The sequence below is a fragment of the Actinoplanes sp. NPDC049118 genome (assembly GCF_040648555.1).
Classification (GTDB): Bacteria; Actinomycetota; Actinomycetes; order Mycobacteriales; family Micromonosporaceae; genus Actinoplanes.
Map to the genome: position 1 here is coordinate 226,620 of NZ_JBEZDY010000001.1, position 18,974 is coordinate 245,593.

The 18,974-nt window shown below is 73.2% G+C and carries 12 protein-coding genes and 1 pseudogene; 6 read left to right on the forward strand and 7 right to left on the reverse strand.

The features are described from left to right. Positions 1–166: 166 nt before the first annotated feature. From AB0B58_RS01005 to AB0B58_RS01015, 3 genes are all read right to left on the reverse strand, one after another. Positions 167–1,276 carry a hypothetical protein gene (locus tag AB0B58_RS01005; protein ID WP_360215333.1) on the reverse strand — a complete coding sequence of 370 codons (1,110 nt, stop codon included), beginning with the start codon at positions 1,274–1,276 and terminating at the stop codon, positions 167–169. Positions 1,277–1,290: 14 nt separating this feature from the next. Then, the gene (locus tag AB0B58_RS01010) at positions 1,291–1,800 is read right to left on the reverse strand and encodes a SigE family RNA polymerase sigma factor (protein WP_360215336.1); all 510 of its coding nucleotides are present in this window, start codon (positions 1,798–1,800) and stop codon (positions 1,291–1,293) included. A gap of 80 nt (positions 1,801–1,880) precedes the next feature. Then, positions 1,881–4,097: a carbohydrate-binding protein gene (locus tag AB0B58_RS01015; RefSeq protein WP_360215339.1), complete on the reverse strand. Its 2,217-nt coding sequence runs from the start codon at positions 4,095–4,097 to the stop codon at positions 1,881–1,883. Between the two features lie 118 nt (positions 4,098–4,215). Here AB0B58_RS01015 and AB0B58_RS01020 point away from each other — a divergent pair, with 118 nt between their 5' ends. Then, positions 4,216–4,992, forward strand: a complete 777-nt coding sequence (locus AB0B58_RS01020; RefSeq protein WP_360215342.1) for an isocitrate lyase/phosphoenolpyruvate mutase family protein — start codon at positions 4,216–4,218, stop codon at positions 4,990–4,992. Positions 4,993–4,997: 5 nt separating this feature from the next. Next, positions 4,998–5,387 carry a DUF1992 domain-containing protein gene (locus AB0B58_RS01025; RefSeq protein ID WP_360215345.1) on the forward strand — a complete coding sequence of 130 codons (390 nt, stop codon included), beginning with the start codon at positions 4,998–5,000 and terminating at the stop codon, positions 5,385–5,387. Positions 5,388–5,421: 34 nt separating this feature from the next. Here the strand turns inward: AB0B58_RS01025 and AB0B58_RS01030 are convergent, their stop codons facing one another. Together AB0B58_RS01030 and AB0B58_RS01035 are read right to left on the reverse strand one after the other, a co-directional pair. Continuing rightward, positions 5,422–7,896 carry a DUF5005 domain-containing protein gene (locus tag AB0B58_RS01030; protein ID WP_360215348.1) on the reverse strand — a complete coding sequence of 825 codons (2,475 nt, stop codon included), beginning with the start codon at positions 7,894–7,896 and terminating at the stop codon, positions 5,422–5,424. Positions 7,897–7,917: 21 nt separating this feature from the next. Next, positions 7,918–9,132: a polysaccharide biosynthesis protein gene (locus AB0B58_RS01035; RefSeq protein ID WP_360215351.1), complete on the reverse strand. Its 1,215-nt coding sequence runs from the start codon at positions 9,130–9,132 to the stop codon at positions 7,918–7,920. Positions 9,133–9,311: 179 nt separating this feature from the next. On the opposite strand from AB0B58_RS01035, the pseudogene AB0B58_RS01040 reads away from it, so the two are divergent. Both AB0B58_RS01040 and AB0B58_RS01045 read left to right on the forward strand, forming a co-directional pair. Then, positions 9,312–10,862 (forward strand): annotated as a pseudogene (locus tag AB0B58_RS01040) (hypothetical protein); the annotation flags it as partial. A 62-nt stretch (positions 10,863–10,924) separates the two neighbouring features. Next, entirely contained in the window at positions 10,925–11,086 is a 162-nt protein-coding gene (locus AB0B58_RS01045; protein WP_360215354.1) for a hypothetical protein, read from the forward strand. Here AB0B58_RS01045 and AB0B58_RS01050 read toward each other — a convergent pair. Next, positions 11,071–12,276 carry a glycosyltransferase family 4 protein gene (locus AB0B58_RS01050; protein WP_360215357.1) on the reverse strand — a complete coding sequence of 402 codons (1,206 nt, stop codon included), beginning with the start codon at positions 12,274–12,276 and terminating at the stop codon, positions 11,071–11,073. The genes AB0B58_RS01045 and AB0B58_RS01050 overlap by 16 nt on opposite strands. A gap of 86 nt (positions 12,277–12,362) precedes the next feature. On the opposite strand from AB0B58_RS01050, the gene AB0B58_RS01055 reads away from it, so the two are divergent. After that, positions 12,363–16,625: an alpha-(1->3)-arabinofuranosyltransferase gene (locus tag AB0B58_RS01055; protein WP_360215360.1), complete on the forward strand. Its 4,263-nt coding sequence runs from the start codon at positions 12,363–12,365 to the stop codon at positions 16,623–16,625. On the opposite strand, the gene AB0B58_RS01060 is transcribed toward AB0B58_RS01055, so the two are convergent. Then, positions 16,514–17,713, reverse strand: a complete 1,200-nt coding sequence (locus AB0B58_RS01060) for an acyltransferase (protein WP_360215363.1) — start codon at positions 17,711–17,713, stop codon at positions 16,514–16,516. The two genes, AB0B58_RS01055 and AB0B58_RS01060, sit on opposite strands and share 112 nt — an antisense overlap. Before the next feature lie 110 nt (positions 17,714–17,823). Between AB0B58_RS01060 and AB0B58_RS01065 the strand changes: the two genes are divergently transcribed. Beyond that, entirely contained in the window at positions 17,824–18,936 is a 1,113-nt protein-coding gene (locus tag AB0B58_RS01065) for a DUF3068 domain-containing protein (protein WP_360215366.1), read from the forward strand. The last annotated feature ends 38 nt before the right edge of the window (positions 18,937–18,974 follow it).

Genomic DNA, 18,974 nt, shown 5'->3' on the forward strand with positions numbered 1-18,974 from the left:
CACTCCACCCTCGCGGGAAAGCACCCGTACCGCCAGACCCAGTGACAGTCACGAATGTCATGTCGCACCGGGTGGCCGCCGGAACCGCCCTGTCAGTACGCTGCGCCGGCGTGGCCGCGGGCCGCCGGGCGCGGCGGCCGCGACCGCCGCGCCCGGGCCGTCACCGTCATTCGCAGCGCCAGCTCATCGGATGGAACGGGTCATCAGAGGTGAGGCCGTGATTGTCGCCCGCGAAGGCCCGGTCGTCCGCACTGAACGTCCTGACGACGTGGTTGTACTCCCTGGACTCGTTGGTGTCGCCGGGCAGGGGGATCAGCCGGTTGCCGACGTGGACGGCGGGGCGCCCGTCGTTCACCGGCAGCCGCTCGTACCTGCCGGTGGCGATCTGGTAGCGGAAGGGCACGTCGCCGGCCCGGGCCTCGGATTGATCTTTGACGGCTCCGTCGGGGAATGACGCCTCGCCGTAGACCCAGCCGCCGCGCAACCTGCGCGGCTCGAAGCCGTAGGCCGGCGTTCCGCCGATCTCGGGAGGCGCAATGGGCCGGTGGGTGCCGTCCGGCAACCACAGGTACCCGCCGTGGTCGTCGGTCCGGCCGACGATCGTCCCGTCCTCGGCGAGATCCACGGCCAGGGCCCCGGTCACGCCGGCCGGCATGGGGAGCGGCTCGGGGTCGGCGGTCGCCGACGCCCAGCGCACGGGCCGACGGGCGGAGTTGGAGATGGAGGCGCCGACGATGACGCCGGCCTCGTTGATCGCCCGGGCCTCCACCCGGTCACCCTTGAGCGGGGTGAGGGCGCCGTTGCGGTAGACGTAGGCACGGGATCCGTTGATCTCGAACCCGACGCCGACGCCGCGGGTGTCGAAGTCGGTGATGACGAGCTTGTCCCTCTTCACGATCTCGGCGATCGTGTTGTCGTGCCAGACGATCAGCGCGGACTTCATTCCGGCGATCGGGTTGGCCCGGCCCGCGATGTATCGGCCGGTGGGATCGGCCGCGGTGACCTGGACCGAGGAGTACTTCCCCATCGGCAGCTCGGTGGCGACGCAGACCGGCAGCGGCTCCGGCGCCGGCTGCGACCTGTCGAAGGCCAGGGCCCCGCCGAAAGCGGTGCCCCCGGCCAGCGCGACGGCGGCGGCACCCGCGGCCGTGAAGGTGTAACGCCGCTTGCGGCGTACGCCCGCCATGGCGGCCGCGATGTCGACCCGCGAGGGCCGGTCCGGGTCGACGTTCAGGGGCGCGAGGAGTTCCGTGGCACTCTTCTCGTGGTACGACATGGGTGTTCCCCTCCTCAGCGGTTCGTGTTCGCGGACGCGGATGACCACTCGGTGAGCGTGCGGCGCAGCGCCGCCAGGCCGTGCGCGGTCTGACTCTTCACCGTGCCCTCGGAGCAGCCGAGGATCCGGGCGACCTCGGCGACGGGCAGGTCGTGCAGGTACCGCAGGACCAGGGTGGCCTGCTGACGCGGTGGGACCCTGCTGAGCGCGGCGCTGAGCAGCACCCGCTCCTCTACGCCGGGCGGGGGCGGGCCGGCACGCTCGGGTACGGCGTCGAAGAGCCGCACCCGCCACCAGCCCCGCCGCTTCTCGTCGAGGAACGCCCGGACGAGGGTCGTGCGGGTGTACGTGTCCAGGCCGTCGGTCACGCTGAGCCGCCGCCAGGCCTTGTACAGCTTGGCGATGGTCTCCTGGACCAGGTCGTCGGCCTGGTGTGCGTCACCGCAGAGGTGGTATGCCAGGCGTCGCAGGGTGGGTAACCGTCCCTGGACGTAGGCCACGTAGTCCGCGTCCGAGTTCGTCATGGGCCTTAAACGTGCGCTGGGGCGAGAAGGGTTGCACCGTCGAAGATCTTTTTCTCGCTACCGAGCGTACGTCGCCGGCGTCATCCCGTGGTCAGGCGCAGGTAGTCGACGTTGAAGCCGCCCGTCTCGCAGAAGAGGGTGACCTCCTGGTCGCCCGCCGGCAGGGCCACCCGGGCGTGCACCGACCGGTACGCCGCCCATCCGCCGGTGTCCGGCACCGAGACCGTGGCAAGCACGGCACCCGCCGCGTCCCGCAGCGACACCGCGTCCGGCGCGGCCGCGCCCGTGCCGTTCGCGACCCGCAGCTCCAGGTCGTACGTCCCGGCGCGGGCCACGTCAACCCGGTACCGCAGCCAGTTGCCGGCCGCGGTCCAGCCGACGTTCCGGCCGCCGCTCGCCGCCGGGTTGTTCTCGACGAAGTTCGGGCCGCCATCGGTCCAGCCGTGCTGCGCGACGTACGACTCGGCCTCGATCTTCTCGCCGACCGGCGCGCCGCGCGGCCGGACCGTCAGGTGCACGGTCACCTCGTCGTGTGCGGCGCCGTCGGTGACGCGGAACCTCAGGTCCTGCCGGCCGGCCGTGGCCGGGTGGATCCGCACCACCCCGGTGGCGGCGTCGACGCCGACCCCGTCCGGCAGGTCGGTGGCGTAGTAGGCCAGCCGGTCGCGGTCGGCGTCTTCCGCCGACAGGCGTACCTCGGTCGTGGCGTACTGGTCGGCGACGACGTCCGGCACGGCGTGCAGGACCGGTGCGTGGTTGCGGCGCGGGGACGGGACGTCGCCCTGCCAGCGGTAGGTGGCGTACGAGTTCGCCGGGACCGTCGCGGTGAACGACCTGCCGGCCAGCACGACCCGCACGGTGGTGGCGCCGGGGTTGCCGTTGCCCAGGATCGCGACGAAACGGTCGTGGCGGTCCTTGAAGATCACGTTGCTGATCCCGCCGGCCGCCGCGCTGGACTCGACGCGGACGTGCTCCGGGCCGAGGTACCTGGCGAACTGGCCCATCGCGTACAGCTCGTCGCGGACGGTGAACGTGCGGGAGGTGGTGTCGACCTTGACCAGGCGGTTTGGCCACCTGGTGGTGCGGCCGACCTCCGCCCAGTCGACGTCGTTGTCGCGCGAGGGCGTCCAGTGCAGCGTGCCGCCGTCCTGGTCGGTGGTCTGCGCCCACATCACGTAGGACGAGGCGTCCAGGCGCAGGTAGTCCAGGATCGTGGCGGGGGAGAGGTCGCTGGTCTCGGTGAGGTGCACCGGCTTGCCGGTCTGCTCGTACGCGTCCCGCATGACGGCCGGGTCACCCCAGTACGGGTGGAACGCGATCGCGTCGGCCGCCTCGCGGGCCCGCGGATCGTCCAGGATGCGGTGGTAGTTCTTGGTGTCGGCGCTGTTCGGGTCGCGCCAGTCCCAGAAGTTGAAGTCGTGCACGTACAGGTCGGTGCCGAGCCCCGCGCGCCGCACCTCGCGCTTGACGGCCACCGCGAGTCTCTGCTGCTGGGCGATGCTGAGGTCCATCGCGGGGTAGACCACGTCGATGCCGGGCTCGTTCAGCAGGGTCAGGGCGTCGATCCGCACCCCGTGCTCCGCGTACGCCCGCAGATACTTGACGTAGTACCGCGCGAACACGTCGATGCAGTCGTCGCGGAGCCTGCCCACCTGGAAGTACGAACCGGTGGTGCCGGGCCGTGGCGCGACCTCGCCGGTGAACCGGTTGTTGGTCTTCATCCAGGCCGGCGCGCTCCAGGCCGAGGCGAAGAACGTGGCCCGCGGGTTGTGGCGCTGGATCAGCTTGATCGTGTCGACGATGTGCGCGTCGATGTCGCGCCGGATGGAGAAGTGCCGCAGGCCGAAGTCCTCGGTGACTCCCGCGGGAAGCTCGTCGTAGGACCAGAACGGCAGGTGTTCGATGAGGTCGGGGCTGCCGATGGTCAGCCGGAAGCGGTCGAGCCCGGCCCCGGTCCGCGGGTCGACGAGCAGCCGGACGGCCCGGTCGCGCTCGGCCGGGGTCAGCTTCCACAGGTTGGAGACGCTCGTCTCGTCCAGGGAGAAGCCGATGCCGGCGTAACGCTGCCGCAGCGCGCTCGGATCGATGACGACGGTCGTGTCGGCGGCCGCGCCCCGGTCCGGTCCGATGTGGGTGGTGGGCAGCGGCTGCCAGGCCCGGGCGGCGCCCGCGGAGTAGGTGCCGGTGACGGCGGCCACGCGCCCGGGGGCGCCGGCGGTCGCGGGCGGCCCGGCGGCGGCCAGCACCCCGCCGGCGGCCGTCGCGGCGACGACCGCCGCGGTGATGGATCGCCTCACGACGCCTCCTGGGAAGGTGGTGGTGACTTCTATCGATAGGTGACCTTACTGTTTCGATGCCCCGAAGCGCATCCACCGCGACCGATGTCTGTGCCGGGGGCGGCGATACGGTGGGTCGATGAGCGAGTTTGGAGCCCTGCACATCCCCGGCGATCCACTGGTGCTGCCGAACGCCTGGGACGTCGCCTCCGCCGCCGCGCTGGCGCGGGCCGGCTTCGCGGCGATCGGCACGACGAGCCTCGGCGTCGCCGCGGCGCACGGCCTGCCCGACGGCCGGGGCGCCGGCCGCGCGGAGACCGTCGACCTGATGCGGCGGCTGGGGCGGCTGCCGGTGCTGGTCACCGTGGACGCCGAGGGCGGCTTCGGCGGCGGGCCGGCCGAGGTCGCGCAGCTCGCCGCCGACCTCGCCGATGCCGGCGCGGTGGGTATCAACCTCGAGGACGGCCACCTCGACGGGACGCTCACGCCGGTCGCGGACCAGGTCGCGCTCATCGCCGCCGTGAAGGCCCGGGTGCCGGGCCTCTTCGTGAACGCGCGCACGGACACGCGCTGGCTCGACGCCGGCGACCTCGGGGAGACGCTGGCCCGCACCCGTGCCTACGTGGCCGCGGGCGCGGACGGCGTCTTCGTGCCGGGTCTCGCGGAGGACGACGACATCCGGGCGGTCGTCACCGGTGCCGGCGCTCCGCTCAACGTCCTGCTGCTGCCCGGTATGACGGTGCCACGGCTGGCGGCGCTGGGCGTCGCCCGGATAAGCACCGGGTCGATGCTCTTCCGGGCCGCGCTCGGTGCCGCGGTCGCCGCCGCCCGCTCGGTGGCCCGCGGCGCGCCCGGACCCGACGGGATCCCCGGATACGCCGAGGTCAACGGGCTCGCCGCCGCCGATCTAGAATGAACCGCATGGCGAGCCGCTACGAGTCGCACATCGACCGCAAGATCCGTGAGGCCCAGGAGCAGGGCCAGTTCGACAACCTGCCGGGCGCGGGCAGGCCGCTCAGCGACCACGGCCGGGAATACGACGAGGACTGGTGGGTCAAGGACTGGCTGCGCCGCGAGGGCGTGGCCGCGGGGGCGCTGCCGCCGACGCTGGCGCTGCGCCGCGAGGCGCAGGATCTGCGTGAGACCATCGACCGATGCACGTCGGAGGCCGAGGTCCGTGCCTACGTGGCGAGGCTGAACGAGCAGCTCCGCAAGGCCCGGGCCGGGCTGCTGGACGGCCCGCCGGTGCTCCTGCCCCCGCTCGACGCGGACGAGGCGGTCCGCGGCTGGCGCGCCCGTCGCGCCGGCTGAGGTCCGGTGCCGCCGGGCCTCGCGGGCGCGGACGTCACCGCGCGGTGACCGCCACCGTCGCGGAGGCCTCGCCCTCGATGGTCAGCACCTGGAATTCGTACCGGTGGCCGGCGGTCAGCAGCTGCGTCTCGAACCGGGTGCCGGTCACGGGGTACGGGTCGAGACGCCACGCCTCGGCGGCGGTCGCGTCGCGCAGCCTGATCCGGTAGCTGGACCCGGGTTGCGGCTCGGTCCAGGTGAGACGGACGGCGCCGCGGCCGGTGGCCTCGGCCCGTACGTTCACCGGCGCGGCGGACACCGCCTTGAACTTCACCGGCTCGGACTGCGGTCCCACCCCGCCGCCGGTGAAGGCGGCGACGCGCAACTCGTACTCGTGGCCGTCGCGCAGCCCGTACAGGATCGTCCGGGTGCCCTGGACCGGGATGTCGTCGCGCGTGAATTCCCGCTCGCGGGCCGTCACGTCGCGGCGGAACACCCAGTGCCAGTTCTCCCGTGACTGCCAGCGCAGCTCCACCTTGCCGTGCTTCGTCTCGACGAGCAGGCCGGTCGGGGTGGACTGCGGCCCGTCGACCCGGGCGCGCACCCGCACGGGCTCGGACAGCGGCCCCTCGCCGCCGTCGTTTACCGCCGAGACGGCGAATTCGTACTCGTGGTCGTGCACCAGATGGCGGGCCCGGTAGGTGTTGTCGGCGGCGATGGCCGGGCGGCCCAGCGCGGTCTCGCCGATCGTGACGTCCCGGCTGTACACCCGGTAGGCCAGCCCGTTGCCGACCTGCGGCCAGGCCAGGTCGACCGAGCCGTCCGGGCGGGCGGCGGCGGTGGGTGCCGCCCGGGGAGCGGGGGGCGGCTGCACCCTGACGGTGACCCGGGCCGGCGCGGACGGCCCGCTCTCGCCGCCGCCGCCGACCGCCACCACCGTGATGTCGTAGGTCAGGCCGTTGCGAAGCGGTCCGATGGTGGCGCTGGTGCCGGGGAAGGCACCCGCCGGCGAGGCGTCCCGCTGACCGCCGGTCACGTTGCGGTACAGGACCTTGAAGAGCTGGACGAACGGGACCGCGCCCCACTTCACGCTCACCTTGCCGGTCGGGCCGGGCTCGGCGCGGACGCTCTGCGGCGCCGGGGGAGCCGGCACGGTGGCGGTCATCGCCGCGACGTTGGACAGCCCGCTCTCGCCGTGCTTGTTGACCGCGGTCACCGCGAACTCGTACGTGTGCCCGTTGACCAGGAAGTCGCACTGGAAGGCGGTGGCCGCGCCGGGGCCGTCGCCGGGCAGCCGGACGAAGTGGGTCTGCCCCGCCGTGGTGTCCCGGCGGTAGACCCGGTAGGTCACGCCGTCGTCCGGCGGCTGCCAGGCCAGGCCGGCGTTCCCGGCGCCCTGTGGGGCGGCGGTCAGCCCGCCCGGCGGCTCCGGCGCCTTGCGCGAGCGGGAACCGGGCGGCCAGTCGACCTCCACGAAGCGCGGCCGGTAGATGTTCGCGTCCGAGTAGGCGACCCGGTCGTCCAGGTTGTTGACGTTGTAGGACACCAGCAGCTTGCCGGGCCGGGCCAGGTCGGTGTGCAGGTCGGCGTCGTAGACGATGTGCCCGGCGCCGGTCTCGGGAGCCTGGAAGAGGTACTGCGGCCCGGTGAACGGCCCGGTCGGCGCGTCCGCCGTGTACGCAACGACGTCGGCGCTGAACATCAGGTTGTTCTCGTGGGTGACAAGTACATAGCGGCCGCCGACCCGGCGCATGCCGTAGTTGGTGCCGACGCCGCTGAGCACCCGGGTGGAGTCGGCCTCGCGCGTCGACCAGCCGGAGCCGGTCCAGAACTCCCACGGCTCGCCCAGGTCGGTGCCGGACACCCGGGCGACGTGCGCGAACTTCATGCTGCCCGCGGCCTCGGTGCCGTAGACGTAGGTGTGTTCACCGTCCGGCAGCACCTCGGAGCCCCACGAGACGCGGTCGCCCAGCGGCAGCGCCTCGACCTCCTCGGTGCCCAGTCCGGGCAGGTCGAGGGTGGCCAGCGCGGTGCCGAGCAGCTTGTGGTCGAGCGGGCCGTCGCCGGTCAGGCCGTACCGGTTGACCAGGACCTGCACGTCGTCGCCGGACACCGACGCGTCGCCGACCCAGTAGAACTCCTTGTCCTTTTCGGTCGGTATCAGCGAGGACGGTGCCTGCGGCGAACCGCCGTGCAGGGTGGCGCCCAGCGCCGGCCCGTCCTGGACGACGGCCGAGTTGTGGATCAGCGGCGCGGACGCGGGGCGGGAGCCGTCCGCGGCCGGGCTGCCAAGGAACGTGTCCGAGAACAGCCACAGCACGTCACCGCCGGGCAGACGCACCGACGCCGTGCGGTCGGCGCCGAGCCACTGTCCGGAGGTGTCGCCGTAGGCCCGGAACATGTCGGTCAACGCCGTGGCGGTGAAACCCGGGGACGCGGCGGGAGCCTTAGACGGGCCACCCGCCGCGGCGACGGCGACCAGCAACAGCGCAGCCCAGCCGCAGAGCAGCCACCGCGGCAATGCCGGCACCACAAGACCCCCGTCCGTCGGCTATTCGACGGACACTGTGCCACGCTCAGGTTGCCGATCGGTAACCGCCCCACGCAGACGCAGCCCAACCAGGACAGCGGTGCTGGTCAATGCCGCCGCGGCGGCGGCTAGCGCGCCGAACGCGATGCCGGCGAGGGTGTGCGGCAGCACCAGCCAGGCGGCCACCACGAACATCGCGGTGACGATCCACAGTGGTCCGGATGGCCACCGCGCACCGGCCGCGACCTGGGCATTGACCAGTACGAAGACCACTCCGTACAGGGCGCCGGTGGCGGCGAAGACCGGTGCGTACCGGCCCAGGTTCGCGTAGTCCGTTCCGCCGGCCAGCCGGAACGCCAGCCCGCCGCCGGCCGCGGCGGCCGTGGTCAGCATCACTCCGCACGCGCCGACCAGGGTCAGGGCGAGGCGCAGCGTGCGGGCGTTGCCCTGCGCCAGCCGGGGCAGCGCCAGGATGGTGACCACCTGGGGTGCCCAGAGCGCGCCCTTGGTCAGCACGGTGCCCACCGCGTAGGCGCCGGACGTGTCGACCGGCAGGAACCGGCGGGCCAGGAGCAGATCGGCGTAGGAGACCACGAGCATCGCCAGGGTCGCCCAGCCCGCGGTGAGCACGGCCCGGGCCGCCACCGGCGAGCCGACCGGCACCACACCGGGACGCCGGGCCAGCACGTGCAGCAGGGGCAGCACCATGATCGCGGTGACCGCGCCGATCAGCAGCGCATCGGTCAGCCCGGCACCGAGGGCCAGGCCCGCGACCACCCCGCCGTACCGGCCGCCGGCCAGGATCGCCAGGCCCGCGGCCAGCGGCAGGAAGCGCTGGTCGCCCTGCATCTCGCCGAGCCAGCGGCCGGCCGCCACCACGCCGACCGTCGAGACGCCCGCGAGCACGGTCGCCGGCACCGGGAGCCGCAGCACCAGGACCGCGACGGGCAGCGCCACGAGCATCGCGCCCGTGGTCACGGCCACGGTCAGCACCGCGGACCGGGTGGTCGACGACGGGCCGAACTTGGCCCGGTGCACGGCCACCGCGATCTGCAGGCCGGTGCTGGCCACCCCGGCGATCGCGGTCATCGCGAGCAGCGTGGCCAGGGCGCTGAGGTCGGCGGCGGTCAGGGTGCGGGCGCCGAGCACCGGCACGACGTACGCGAGCAGGTTCGCCAGCACACCCGCGGCGGTGACCGCGATTCCCGCCACCCCGATGCCGTCACTCCTGGTCATGGTGCCGTCCCGTCCAGTTGTTGCGTATGGTTACGTGCCCGTCGCGGCCGGATCGTCGACGAGGTGACCGTGCGGAGCCGGGGTGGCCCTGCCGTTCACCGTGCTCGCCGTGTCCCGGCCGGGCCGGCGCCGCCGGCTGCGCAAGGTTACGTGCTTGTTGCCGCCAGATCATCAAGGAGGTGACCGTGCGGGATCGGCTGGCCCTGCCGTTCACCGCGCTAGTCGTGCTGCTGGCCGTGCTGGCGCCGCTGGCCGCGCCTGGTTACGTACTTGTGTACGACATGGTCTTCGTGCCGCGCCAGCCGCTGCGCGCCGACCTGATCTGGCCGACGGCGACCCTGCCGCGCGCGGTCCCGCTGGACGCGCTGGTCTCGCTGTCCGCAACGGTCGCGCCCGGGTGGCTGGTGCAACGGGTGGTGCTGGTGGCGATCCTGCTGCTGGCCGCGATCGGCGCGGGCCGCCTGGTGCCGGCCGGACGGCTGCTGACCAGGCTGATCGCCGTGGTCGGGTACGCCTGGACGCCGTACCTGGCCGAGCGGCTGCTGATCGGGCACTGGGGGCTGCTGCTGGCGTACGCGGCGCTGCCCTGGCTGGTGTCCGCGGCCCTGCGGCTGCGCGACGGTGACCGCCGCGCGCTGCGCGGCGTGCTGGGCTTCGGTGCGCTGTCCGCGGTGACGCCGACGGGCGGGCTGATCGCGCTCGCCACCGTGCTGGTCCTGCTGCCCTGGCGGCGTTCCCGACCGGGCGCGGGCGGCGCGGCCACGACCTGGACGACCGTCGCGGCGGCCGGGGGAGTCGCGCTGTTCAACGCGCCCTGGGTGATCGCCGCGATGCTGACCGGCGCGGACGGCCGCAGCGACCCGGCCGGCGTCGCGGCGTTCGCGGCCCGCGGCGCGGACTGGACCGGGCCGGTCGGCGCACTGGCCGGCACCGGCGGCATCTGGAACGCCCGGGCCACCCTGCCCAGCCGCGGGTCGCCGCTCGCCGCGATCGGGACCCTGCTGCTGCTCGCCCTCGCCGTCTACGGCTGGCGGCTGCTGCGCGAGCGCCGCCCCGACCTGGCGACCCGGCTGGGGATCCTGGCCGCGGGCGGGTTCCTGCTGGCCGTCCTCGCGGTGCTGCCCGGCGCGGCGGACGGGCTGGGGTGGCTGGTGGCGCACGTGCCCGGGGCCGGAGTGCTGCGTGACGGCCAGAAGTTTCTCATGCCGTACACGCTGCTGCTCGTTCTCTGCGTGGCGCTCGGCGCCGAACGCCTCGGCCGCCGTCCGATTCTGATCGGCGTGCTGCTGCTGCCGGTCGTGCTGCTGCCGGACCTGGCCGGCGGCGCGTTCGGCCGGCTGCGGCCGGTGCCCTATCCGGCGGACTTTCCCGCGGTCGCCGCCCGGATCGCCCGGGAGCCGGGGCCGGTGGTCTCGCTGCCGTTCGCCGCTTACCGCACCTACCCGTGGAACGCCGGCCGGACCGTGCTCGACCCGCTGCCGCGGTACCTCGACGCCGACGTGCTGGTCGACGACCGCCTGATCGTCGGCGACCGGGTGGTGCGGGGCGAGGATCGCCGGGCCGAGGCCGTGCGGCAGGCCCTCGCGAACGGCCGGTCACTGTCCGGGCTGGGGGTGCGCTGGGTGGTCGTACAGCGGGTCGCGGGTGGCGCCGGGGTTCCGCCGACGGCGTTGACCGGGTTCCATCTGGTGCATGCCGGAGAAGACCTCCAGCTGTACGAGAACGGGTCTTCGCAATCAAGTTACTAGGTGGTAACGTGCGCGCACGTTGCTCACGAAAAGGAAGTCGAAAGATGCGCAGAGGTCTTCCGCTGGTACTTGCCGGGTTGGTCGCCCTGGCCCTCGGTGCTCTTGGCACGGCGGCGCTGGCGTCCACGCTGACTGGGACGCCGTCTGAGGCGGCCCAGTCCGTCAAGGGCACCGACGCCGCACCGGGCGTCTACGGCACCAGGTAATCCTGTTTCACCGGCGGCTCCTGGGCCGTCGTCCGGTTCGCGGCCCTCGCCCTCGCGATGAGGGCCGCGAACTTTTCACCCGCCGCGGGCCAGGTGAACTGCGCCGCGTGCGCCCGAGCCGCGGCCCCCATCGCCAGCCGGAGAGTGTCATCGGTCAGCAGCAGCCGCACCTTGGCGGTGAAGTCCTCCTGATCGTCGGCGAGCAGGCCGGTCCGGTTGTCGACGAGCGACTCCTCGACCCCGCCGGCGCCGCGGAACGCCACCGTCGGAGCGCCGGCCGCGCCGGCCTCCACGATGGTCAGCCCCCAGCCCTCCTTGAGCGACGGGGTCAGCGCAACCCACGCCTCGCTCATCAGGGTGCGCTTCTCGTCGTCGGTGACGAAACCGGCGAACCGCACCCGCTCGGCGATTCCCAGCCGGGCGGCGTGCTCGCGCAGTTCCGACTCCCACCAGCCCTGGCCGGCGACGACCAGCGACAGGCCGGGCAGCTCGCCGCAGAGCGCGGCGACGGCGTGCAGAGCCACCTCGACCTGCTTGTGCGGCACGAGCCGGCCCAGGACGACGAGCGACGGGTCCGCGGTGCGGGGCACCGGGCCGGTCGACATGTCGGGGGTGCCGTTGTGGATGATGCTCACCCGTTCCGGGTCGACGCCGAGCACGGCGAGCTCGTCGCGGGTGGCCGCGGAGACCGTGACGTAACGGCACCGGCGGTAGACCCGGGGCGCCAGCTCCGACTCGATCCACCAGCCGATCCGGGCCAGCCGCGGCGTGAGCACCACCGGCCACTGCTCCCGGTGCACGTGGTGCACGAGGGCGATGACCGGACAGCGCGCCCACAACGGGGACAGGAAGGGCAGCCCGTTGCCGACGTCGACGATCAGGTCGGGCCGGCCGCCGTTGCGCCGGCTCAGCGGCCCGAAACCGAGGAATCCCGCCAGGTAGGCGAGGGCCGCCCGCAGGTATACAGTGTGCCTTCCGCCGCGGCGGAGCACCCGGACCCCGTGCTCGGTGACCTCCTCGGCCGGGCCCTCGGAGTGCGCCGCACAGAGCAGCGTCACCCGGTGGCCTCGCCGGACGAGCTCGCCGGCGATCCGCTCAACGTATACCTCGGAACCGCCCCCATGGGGGTTCCGGGTGTCGCGCCAGTTGAGGAAAAGTACGTGCCCGAAGGCGGCACCAAGTGTGTCCACAATCACCCCTACTCGCGAGTAGCATTCGCGGTCGCGTCACACTATGGGGTCCCCCGGGGACTCCGCAATGGTGGAACAGGAGCAACATGCGCCCGGCTGTGAACTCGCCCGCGACGTCCGAGACCTCGGACGGCGTGCCGCGACCGGTCTGGCGGCTGCGCCTGGTGGCCGTCTGTCTCGGCCTGACCGCGCTCGCGTTCCTGCAGGACCCCGGTCTGATGGCGATCGACACCAAGGTCGACCTGGTGGTCGACCCGGCTGGCTGGCTCAGCCGCGCGCTGCACGTGTGGGACCCCACCGGTACGTTCGGACAGTTGCAGAACCAGGCGTACGGCTACATCTGGCCGATGGGCTCGATCTTCCTGGCCGGCAAGCTGCTCACCATTCCCGCCTGGGCGATCCAGCGGCTGTGGTGGGCGCTGCTGATGACCGTCGCGTTCACCGGCGTCGTCAAGCTGGCCGAGAAGCTGGGCATCGGCACGCCGTGGGCGCGCATCATCGCCGGCGTCGCGTTCGCGCTCTCGCCCCGGCTGCTCACCGAGCTCGGCCCGATCTCGGTCGAGGCCTGGCCGAGCGCGCTGGCCCCCTGGGTGCTGGTGCCGCTGATCGGCCTGCGCGACGGCGCCCCGATTCGCCGGGCGGTGACCCGGTCCGCCCTCGTGGTCGCCTGCGCCGGCGGGGTCAACGCCACCGCGGTGCTGGCCGTCGTGCCGCTCGCCGCGATCTGGCTGCTCGGGCTGCACCCCGCCCGGCTGCGCCTGCGCGCCCTGCTGGCATGGGGCTTCGCGGTCGGCTGCGCCACCGCCTGGTGGGTGGTGCCGCTGCTCGTGCTTGGCCGCTACAGCCCCCCGTTCCTGGACTACATCGAGACCGCCGCCGTGACCACCGGGCCGACCGACATGGTCTCGGTGCTGCGCGGCGCCTCGCACTGGCACGCCTACCTGGGCGGGGCCTTCGGGCCGCCGTGGACGGCCGGCTGGCGGCTGGCCACCGAGCAGCCGCTGATCGTCGCCACCCTGGTGGTCGCCGGGCTCGGCCTGGCCGGGCTGGCCCGGCGCGGCATGCCGCACCGCTGGTTCCTGATCACCGGCCTGCTGGCCGGGCTCGCGCTGGTCGGGCTCGGACACGTCGGCGCGGTCGGCGGCCTGCTCGCCGAGTCGCAGCAGGCGTTCCTCGACCAGGCCGGCGCCCCGCTGCGCAACGTGCACAAGTTCGACGTCGTGCTGCGCCTGCCGCTGATCCTGGGGCTGGCGCACCTGCTCGGGCTGGCCCTGCGGGCGGCCGCGACCGCCGGCGGGTCCGACGAGGCCCGGCGCAACGCCCGGGTGCGCGCCGGCGTGGTCACCGGCGTCGCACTGACCGCGATGACCGCGGTGGCCGCGCCGGCCCTGGCCGGCGGGCTGGCCGCACAGGGCAGCTTCCACAGCGTGCCCGGCTACTGGCGCCAGGCGTCCACCTGGCTGGACCGCCACCTCGAACAGGAACACGTGCTTGTGGTGCCCGCGTCGCGGTTCCCGCGTTACCTGTGGGGCAACCCGAGCGACGAGATCACCCAGCCGCTGCTCGACAGCCGCTGGGGCGTGCGCAGCTCGATCCCGCTCACCCCGCCCGCCACCATCCGGCTGCTCGACGCGATCGACGGCGTGCTGTCCACCGGCTCCGGCGCCCCGGGGCTGGCCGACCTGCTGAGCCGCTCCGGCGTGCGCTACCTGCTGCTGCGCTCGGACCTGGACTACGGGCGGTCCGGTGCCACCCAGCCGATGATCGTGCGGCAGGGCCTCGCCCGCTCGCCGGGACTGAGCCCGGTCGTCGCCTTCGGCCCGCGGGTGGGCGGCGGCTCGCTGCCCGGGATCTTCGTCGACAACGGGCTCAATCCGTCGGTGCGGGCGCTCGAGGTGTGGCAGGTCGACCGCCCGGTGCAGCCGGTGGCGGCGTACGACGCGAGCAACCTGACCACCGTGGTCGGCGGACCCGAGTCGGTGCTCGCCGCCGCCTCCGCGGGCATGCTCCCGGCCGGGCCGACGGTGCTGTCCGGCGACCGCCCGGCCGGTCTGCCCGCCGGGCCGGTCGTGCTCACCGACGGCATGCGCCGCAAGGAGGTCGCGTTCGGGCTCGCGCACGACAGCGCCTCGGCCACCATGACGGCGGCCGAGCAGCCCAAGCTCGGCGCCCCGGCCCGCGACTACCTGCCCGCCTGGGGCGAGAAGTCGCAGACCACCGCGACCTACACCGGCATCGCGTCGGTGACCGCCGCCAGCTCGTTCGCCGACGCGCAGCCGCTGTCCGGCGCGCGACCGGCCTTCCAGCCCTACGCCGCGCTCGACGGCGACCTGAGCACGTCCTGGCGGTCGGCGCCCGGCACCGTCGCCGTCGGGCAGTGGTTCGAGGTGCAGCTGCCGTCACCGCGCGTGGTCCCGCAGGTGACCATGACCTTCGACCTGGGCGCCGACTCGATGCCGAGGCGGATCACCGTGTGGGCCGGGCGCAACAAACCGGTCGGCCAGGCCGTCGACGCCACCACCGTCACCGTTCCGCTGACCGGAACCCTGCCGACCGACCGGATCCGGATCAGCATCGACGAGGTCCTGGACGTGCGGCTCGGCTTCGGCGGCGTCGGCATCGCCGAGCTCGTCATTCCGGGCGTCAAGGCGCGCCGCACCCTGCTCGTGCCGCCGTCGCCGGTGGCCGGCCGGGCGGCCGGCATGGTGTTCTCCGCCGCCGCGCCCGTGCCGGCGTGCTACTTCGTCGCCGGCCGGTCGGTCTGCTCCGGCGACCTGGCCCGCGGCTCCGAGGACGGCAACCTGATCGACCGCACCGCCACCGTGCCGGTGAGCACCTCCTACCAGGTCGCGGTCCGCGCCCGGCCGCGTCCCGGCGCCGCGGTCAACGCGCTGCTCGACGCCGGCGGCGCGGCGGCGGTGACCTCCGGCGGCATCACGCCGGTGGTGACCTCCTCCAGCATCGGCGTGCCCGAGCCGGCCGCCCGCCCCGGCGCGGTGGTCGACGGCGATCCGGGCACCGCCTGGCACGCCGCCGACGAGGACAAGCACCCGTGGCTCCGGATGACCTGGCCGTCCGCCCGCACCATCTCCGGGGTTCGGCTCTCGCTGCCCGACACCACCGCGGCGGCGCGGCCCTGGCAGGTCACGGTGCTCGGCGACGACGACGTCCGCAACGGGTTCCTGGACGAGGGCGGCACCCTGCTGTTCGACCGCCCGATGCTCAGCAACGAGATCACCCTGCTGATCGCGGACACCGTGCCGGCGCAGTCGTTCGACCCCTACCGCAACGTGTCCCGCTCGTTGCCGGTGGCGGTCGCCGAGTTCACCGCGCTGCCGGACGCCCTGCCGGACCGGGCCGCGCAGGATGAGAAGCTGGCCCTGCCCTGCGGCACCGGGCCGTCGGTCGACGTCGGCGGCGTCAAGCGCACCACCGCGCTGGTGGCCAGCCGTCGCGACCTGGTCGAGCTGCGGGAGGTCGGTGCCCGGCTGTGCGGCCGGGACGCGACCACCCCGGTGCGGGTGAGCGCCGGGTCGGCCCGGATCGTCGCCGCCGCCTCGGCGCTGGCCACGCCCGTGCGGCTCACCCTGAAGCCGGCCGGCGGCGGGCAGGGCGCCGGAGTGCCGGCCGCGTCGACGGATCAGCAGATCCCGGTGCGGGTGGAGTCCTGGGGGCCCACGCTGCGGCGGGTGCGACTGGACGCGTACCCGAACCAGCGGGTGCTCAGCCTGCGGGAGAACCAGAACCCGGGCTGGCAGGCCACGCTGCGGGGCCGCACGCTCAAGCCGCTGGTGCTGGACGGCTGGCAGCAGGGCTGGTTGGTGCCCGCGGGTGTCGGCGGCGACGTGGAGATGCGGTTCGCGCCGGACAGCACCTACGCGGCGGCCATCGGCGGCGGCGGCCTGCTGCTCGTCCTGGTCGCGGCGGCCGCGGTGCTGCCGGTCCGGCGCTCCGGCCTGCCGGCGCCCCAGCCCGTCCGGCGCAGGCGCCGGCTGCTGTCCACGCTGGTCGGCGGTGCGGCGCTGCTCGCCGTCGGCGGCCTCGCGGCCGGGGGCCTGGCGCTGCTCGGCATCGCCGCCGTGGTGACCCTGCGGGCGCTGCAACCACACTTCGGCACGGACGACCGGCAGCGCATGCGCCAGGCCGGCCGCGCGGTCGGGTTCCTCTTGCCGGTGGCCCTGTTCACGGTGGCCGGGTGGCTGGCCGTGCACACCACCGGCCACACCGCGGCCCTGCCTCAGCTCGCCGCTGTGGCCGCCGTCACCGGGCTCTGGCTCTCGGTGGTCCTCGGCCGTGGCGGACGCGGCCAGCGCTGGCTCAGCCGCTGGAAGGGCCGCTCCACGACGTAGTAGCAGAGGGCGGCCAGCACCAGGCCGCCTGCGACGGTCAGCACGTAGATGTTCAGCGTGTCGCCGGTGAAGTCGGGGATGTCGCCGAGCACGTGGATCCACTCCAGCGCGAAGGGGTGCCACAGGAACAGCCCGTACGACACCGTGCCCAGCCAGCGGGCGGTGCTCGAGCTGAACACCGCCTTGCTGCGGGTCTGCGGCCCGAACGCGATCGGGAGCATCAGCAGCACCGCGAACACCGTGTACAGCAGCAGCTTGAGGCCGAACTCGGTGGCGGTGGGCTCGGCCAGGTCGCGCGGGCCGGCGATCGGTGTCGTCGCGATGGCCAGCACCGCGAGCGCCGCCACCCAGCAGGCCAGCGGCGCCCGGCCCAGGTCGTCCATGAACCGCCAACGCGGTGCGTAGTCGTTCCGTAGCGATACGTGGATAGTGGACAGTGCGATGCCCGCACCGAACCACAGTGCGTAAGCAGGCAACCACATAGTGTGCAGGCCCAGGGACAGCACGCCGAGTCCCATCAGCGTCACCCAGGCGCCGGTGATGGCGACCGCGCCGGCGAGGATCACCAGCGGCCGCCCGGCCCGGCGGCGCCCGCGGGTCAGGATCAGCGCCACCACCGGCAGCAGGGCGTAGAACGCGACCTCGGTGGCCAGGCTCCAGGTCTGGCTCAGCCCGTCACGCAGCTGGTTGGGCTGATAGATCTGGGTAAGGGTGAAATGCCGGATCCAGTCGGCGCGCGACGCGTCGTCGTCGCGCGGCATCGCCAGCAGGCACACCACGACGGTCACCCAGTACGCCGGCAGGATCCGCATCGCGCGGCGCCAGAGGTAGCGCCGGGCGCCCGGCCGGGCGCCCGCCGTGGCCTGTGCGTGCGCGTACGGCCGGTACAGCAGGAACCCGGAGAGCACGAAGAAGATCGCGACCCCGACGTCCAGCCGGGCGAACCACCCGGCCCACGGGCCCTCGCCGGTGTTGACTCCGGTCGCGAAACCCACGTGGTGCCCGATCACCGCCAGGGCGCCGATCACGCGCACCGCGTCCAGCGCGGGGAGACGCTGGAGAGACCGTTGGGAAATCGACGCAGACATTAACCGTCCTAGGGGTCGCGCAACTATGTAACCGGCGAGTAACCTGCGCCCATTATTGGCGATCGGACCGCTCCTGGGATACCGGCCGACAGTCTCATTGGGGAGGATCTGTGAAGGCTCGCTTGGGCGCCGTGCTGTTTGGCATCGGCGTCTTCGTCGTGGTGGTCGCGGCCGGATGTGCGTTCTACGTTGCACCCGCCGTTGCGCGTCTACCGTACGACCTGGCCATGTGCAAGAACGATACGCAGTCCGGCTGCCTGCGTAACACCGTCGCCAGGGCCGAGAACGCTCGGTTCCTGCAGACCAAGGGCGGCGACACCCCGGTCGTCGCGATTCAGACCGGAACGCTGGAATCGGTCACCGAGATACAGCCCCGGCCCGACCTCACTGAATCGGAGATTACCGGCGACCTCGAGGGTGAGGCCGTCGTCTGGAATGGCTACGGCACGGTCACCTGGGTCGAGCAGAACTTCATGGTGACGCAGTACAAGGCACAGCTGGCGATCGACCGCGACACCGCCGCCGCGGTCGAGTGGAAGAACCAGTTCCTTCAGGACGCCGGCCCGACCGGCGACTCGACGGCCGTCTTCGCCGGTCAGCTGTACAAGTTCCCGTTCGGTACCGAGAAGAAGGACTACCAGTACTTCGACCGGGACCTGCGCAAGGCGCTGCCGATCCAGTTCCAGGGCACGGAGACCATCAAGGGCCTCGAGACCTACCGCTTCCAGCAGGTCATCCCCGAGACCCCGCTGAACCTCTCCGCGGAGCGGGTGTCGGGTCTGCTCGGCAACTTCGCGCCGGGCGCCACCTCGGGCCAGGTGACCTACAGCAACACCCGCACCATCTGGGTGGAGCCGGTCAGCGGTGTCTTCATCAAGGGTCAGGAAGTGCAGAAGAAGACCCTGGTCCCGAACACCGGCGCTCCGACCGGACTGCTGGAGGCCAGCTTCGTCTACACCGACAAGACCGTCAGCAACAACGTCCAGTCGGCCGGTGACACGAAGAGCCAGGTGCTGTTGATCAGCCGGTACCTGCCGATCGGGCTGGCGGTGCTCGGCGCCGTGCTGCTGATCGTCGGCCTGATCCTGGTCACCACGGGGCGTCGCTCCGCGGCCCGGCACCGCGCCGAGGAGATCAACGACGGCGGCGAGGAGCCCGGCGACTCCGAGGAGAGCAACGGCGACGAGGAGAACAGCGACGCCGAGCCCGGCGTCAAGGCGTAACAGGTAGACGTGGCGAGGCGGGCTTCGCGGCCCGCCTC

What these genes read in the sequence shown, in the direction of transcription:
- AB0B58_RS01005 (WP_360215333.1), bottom strand. Translation starts at nt 1,276, where the DNA reads ATGTCGTACCACGAGAAGAGTGCCACGGAACTCCTCGCGCCCCTGAAC.
- AB0B58_RS01010 (WP_360215336.1), bottom strand. Translation starts at nt 1,800, where the DNA reads ATGACGAACTCGGACGCGGACTACGTGGCCTACGTCCAGGGACGGTTA.
- AB0B58_RS01020 (WP_360215342.1), top strand. Translation starts at nt 4,216, where the DNA reads ATGAGCGAGTTTGGAGCCCTGCACATCCCCGGCGATCCACTGGTGCTG.
- AB0B58_RS01025 (WP_360215345.1), top strand. Translation starts at nt 4,998, where the DNA reads ATGGCGAGCCGCTACGAGTCGCACATCGACCGCAAGATCCGTGAGGCC.
- AB0B58_RS01035 (WP_360215351.1), bottom strand. Translation starts at nt 9,132, where the DNA reads ATGACCAGGAGTGACGGCATCGGGGTGGCGGGAATCGCGGTCACCGCC.
- AB0B58_RS01045 (WP_360215354.1), top strand. Translation starts at nt 10,925, where the DNA reads ATGCGCAGAGGTCTTCCGCTGGTACTTGCCGGGTTGGTCGCCCTGGCC.
- AB0B58_RS01055 (WP_360215360.1), top strand. Translation starts at nt 12,363, where the DNA reads ATGCGCCCGGCTGTGAACTCGCCCGCGACGTCCGAGACCTCGGACGGC.
- AB0B58_RS01060 (WP_360215363.1), bottom strand. Translation starts at nt 17,713, where the DNA reads ATGTCTGCGTCGATTTCCCAACGGTCTCTCCAGCGTCTCCCCGCGCTG.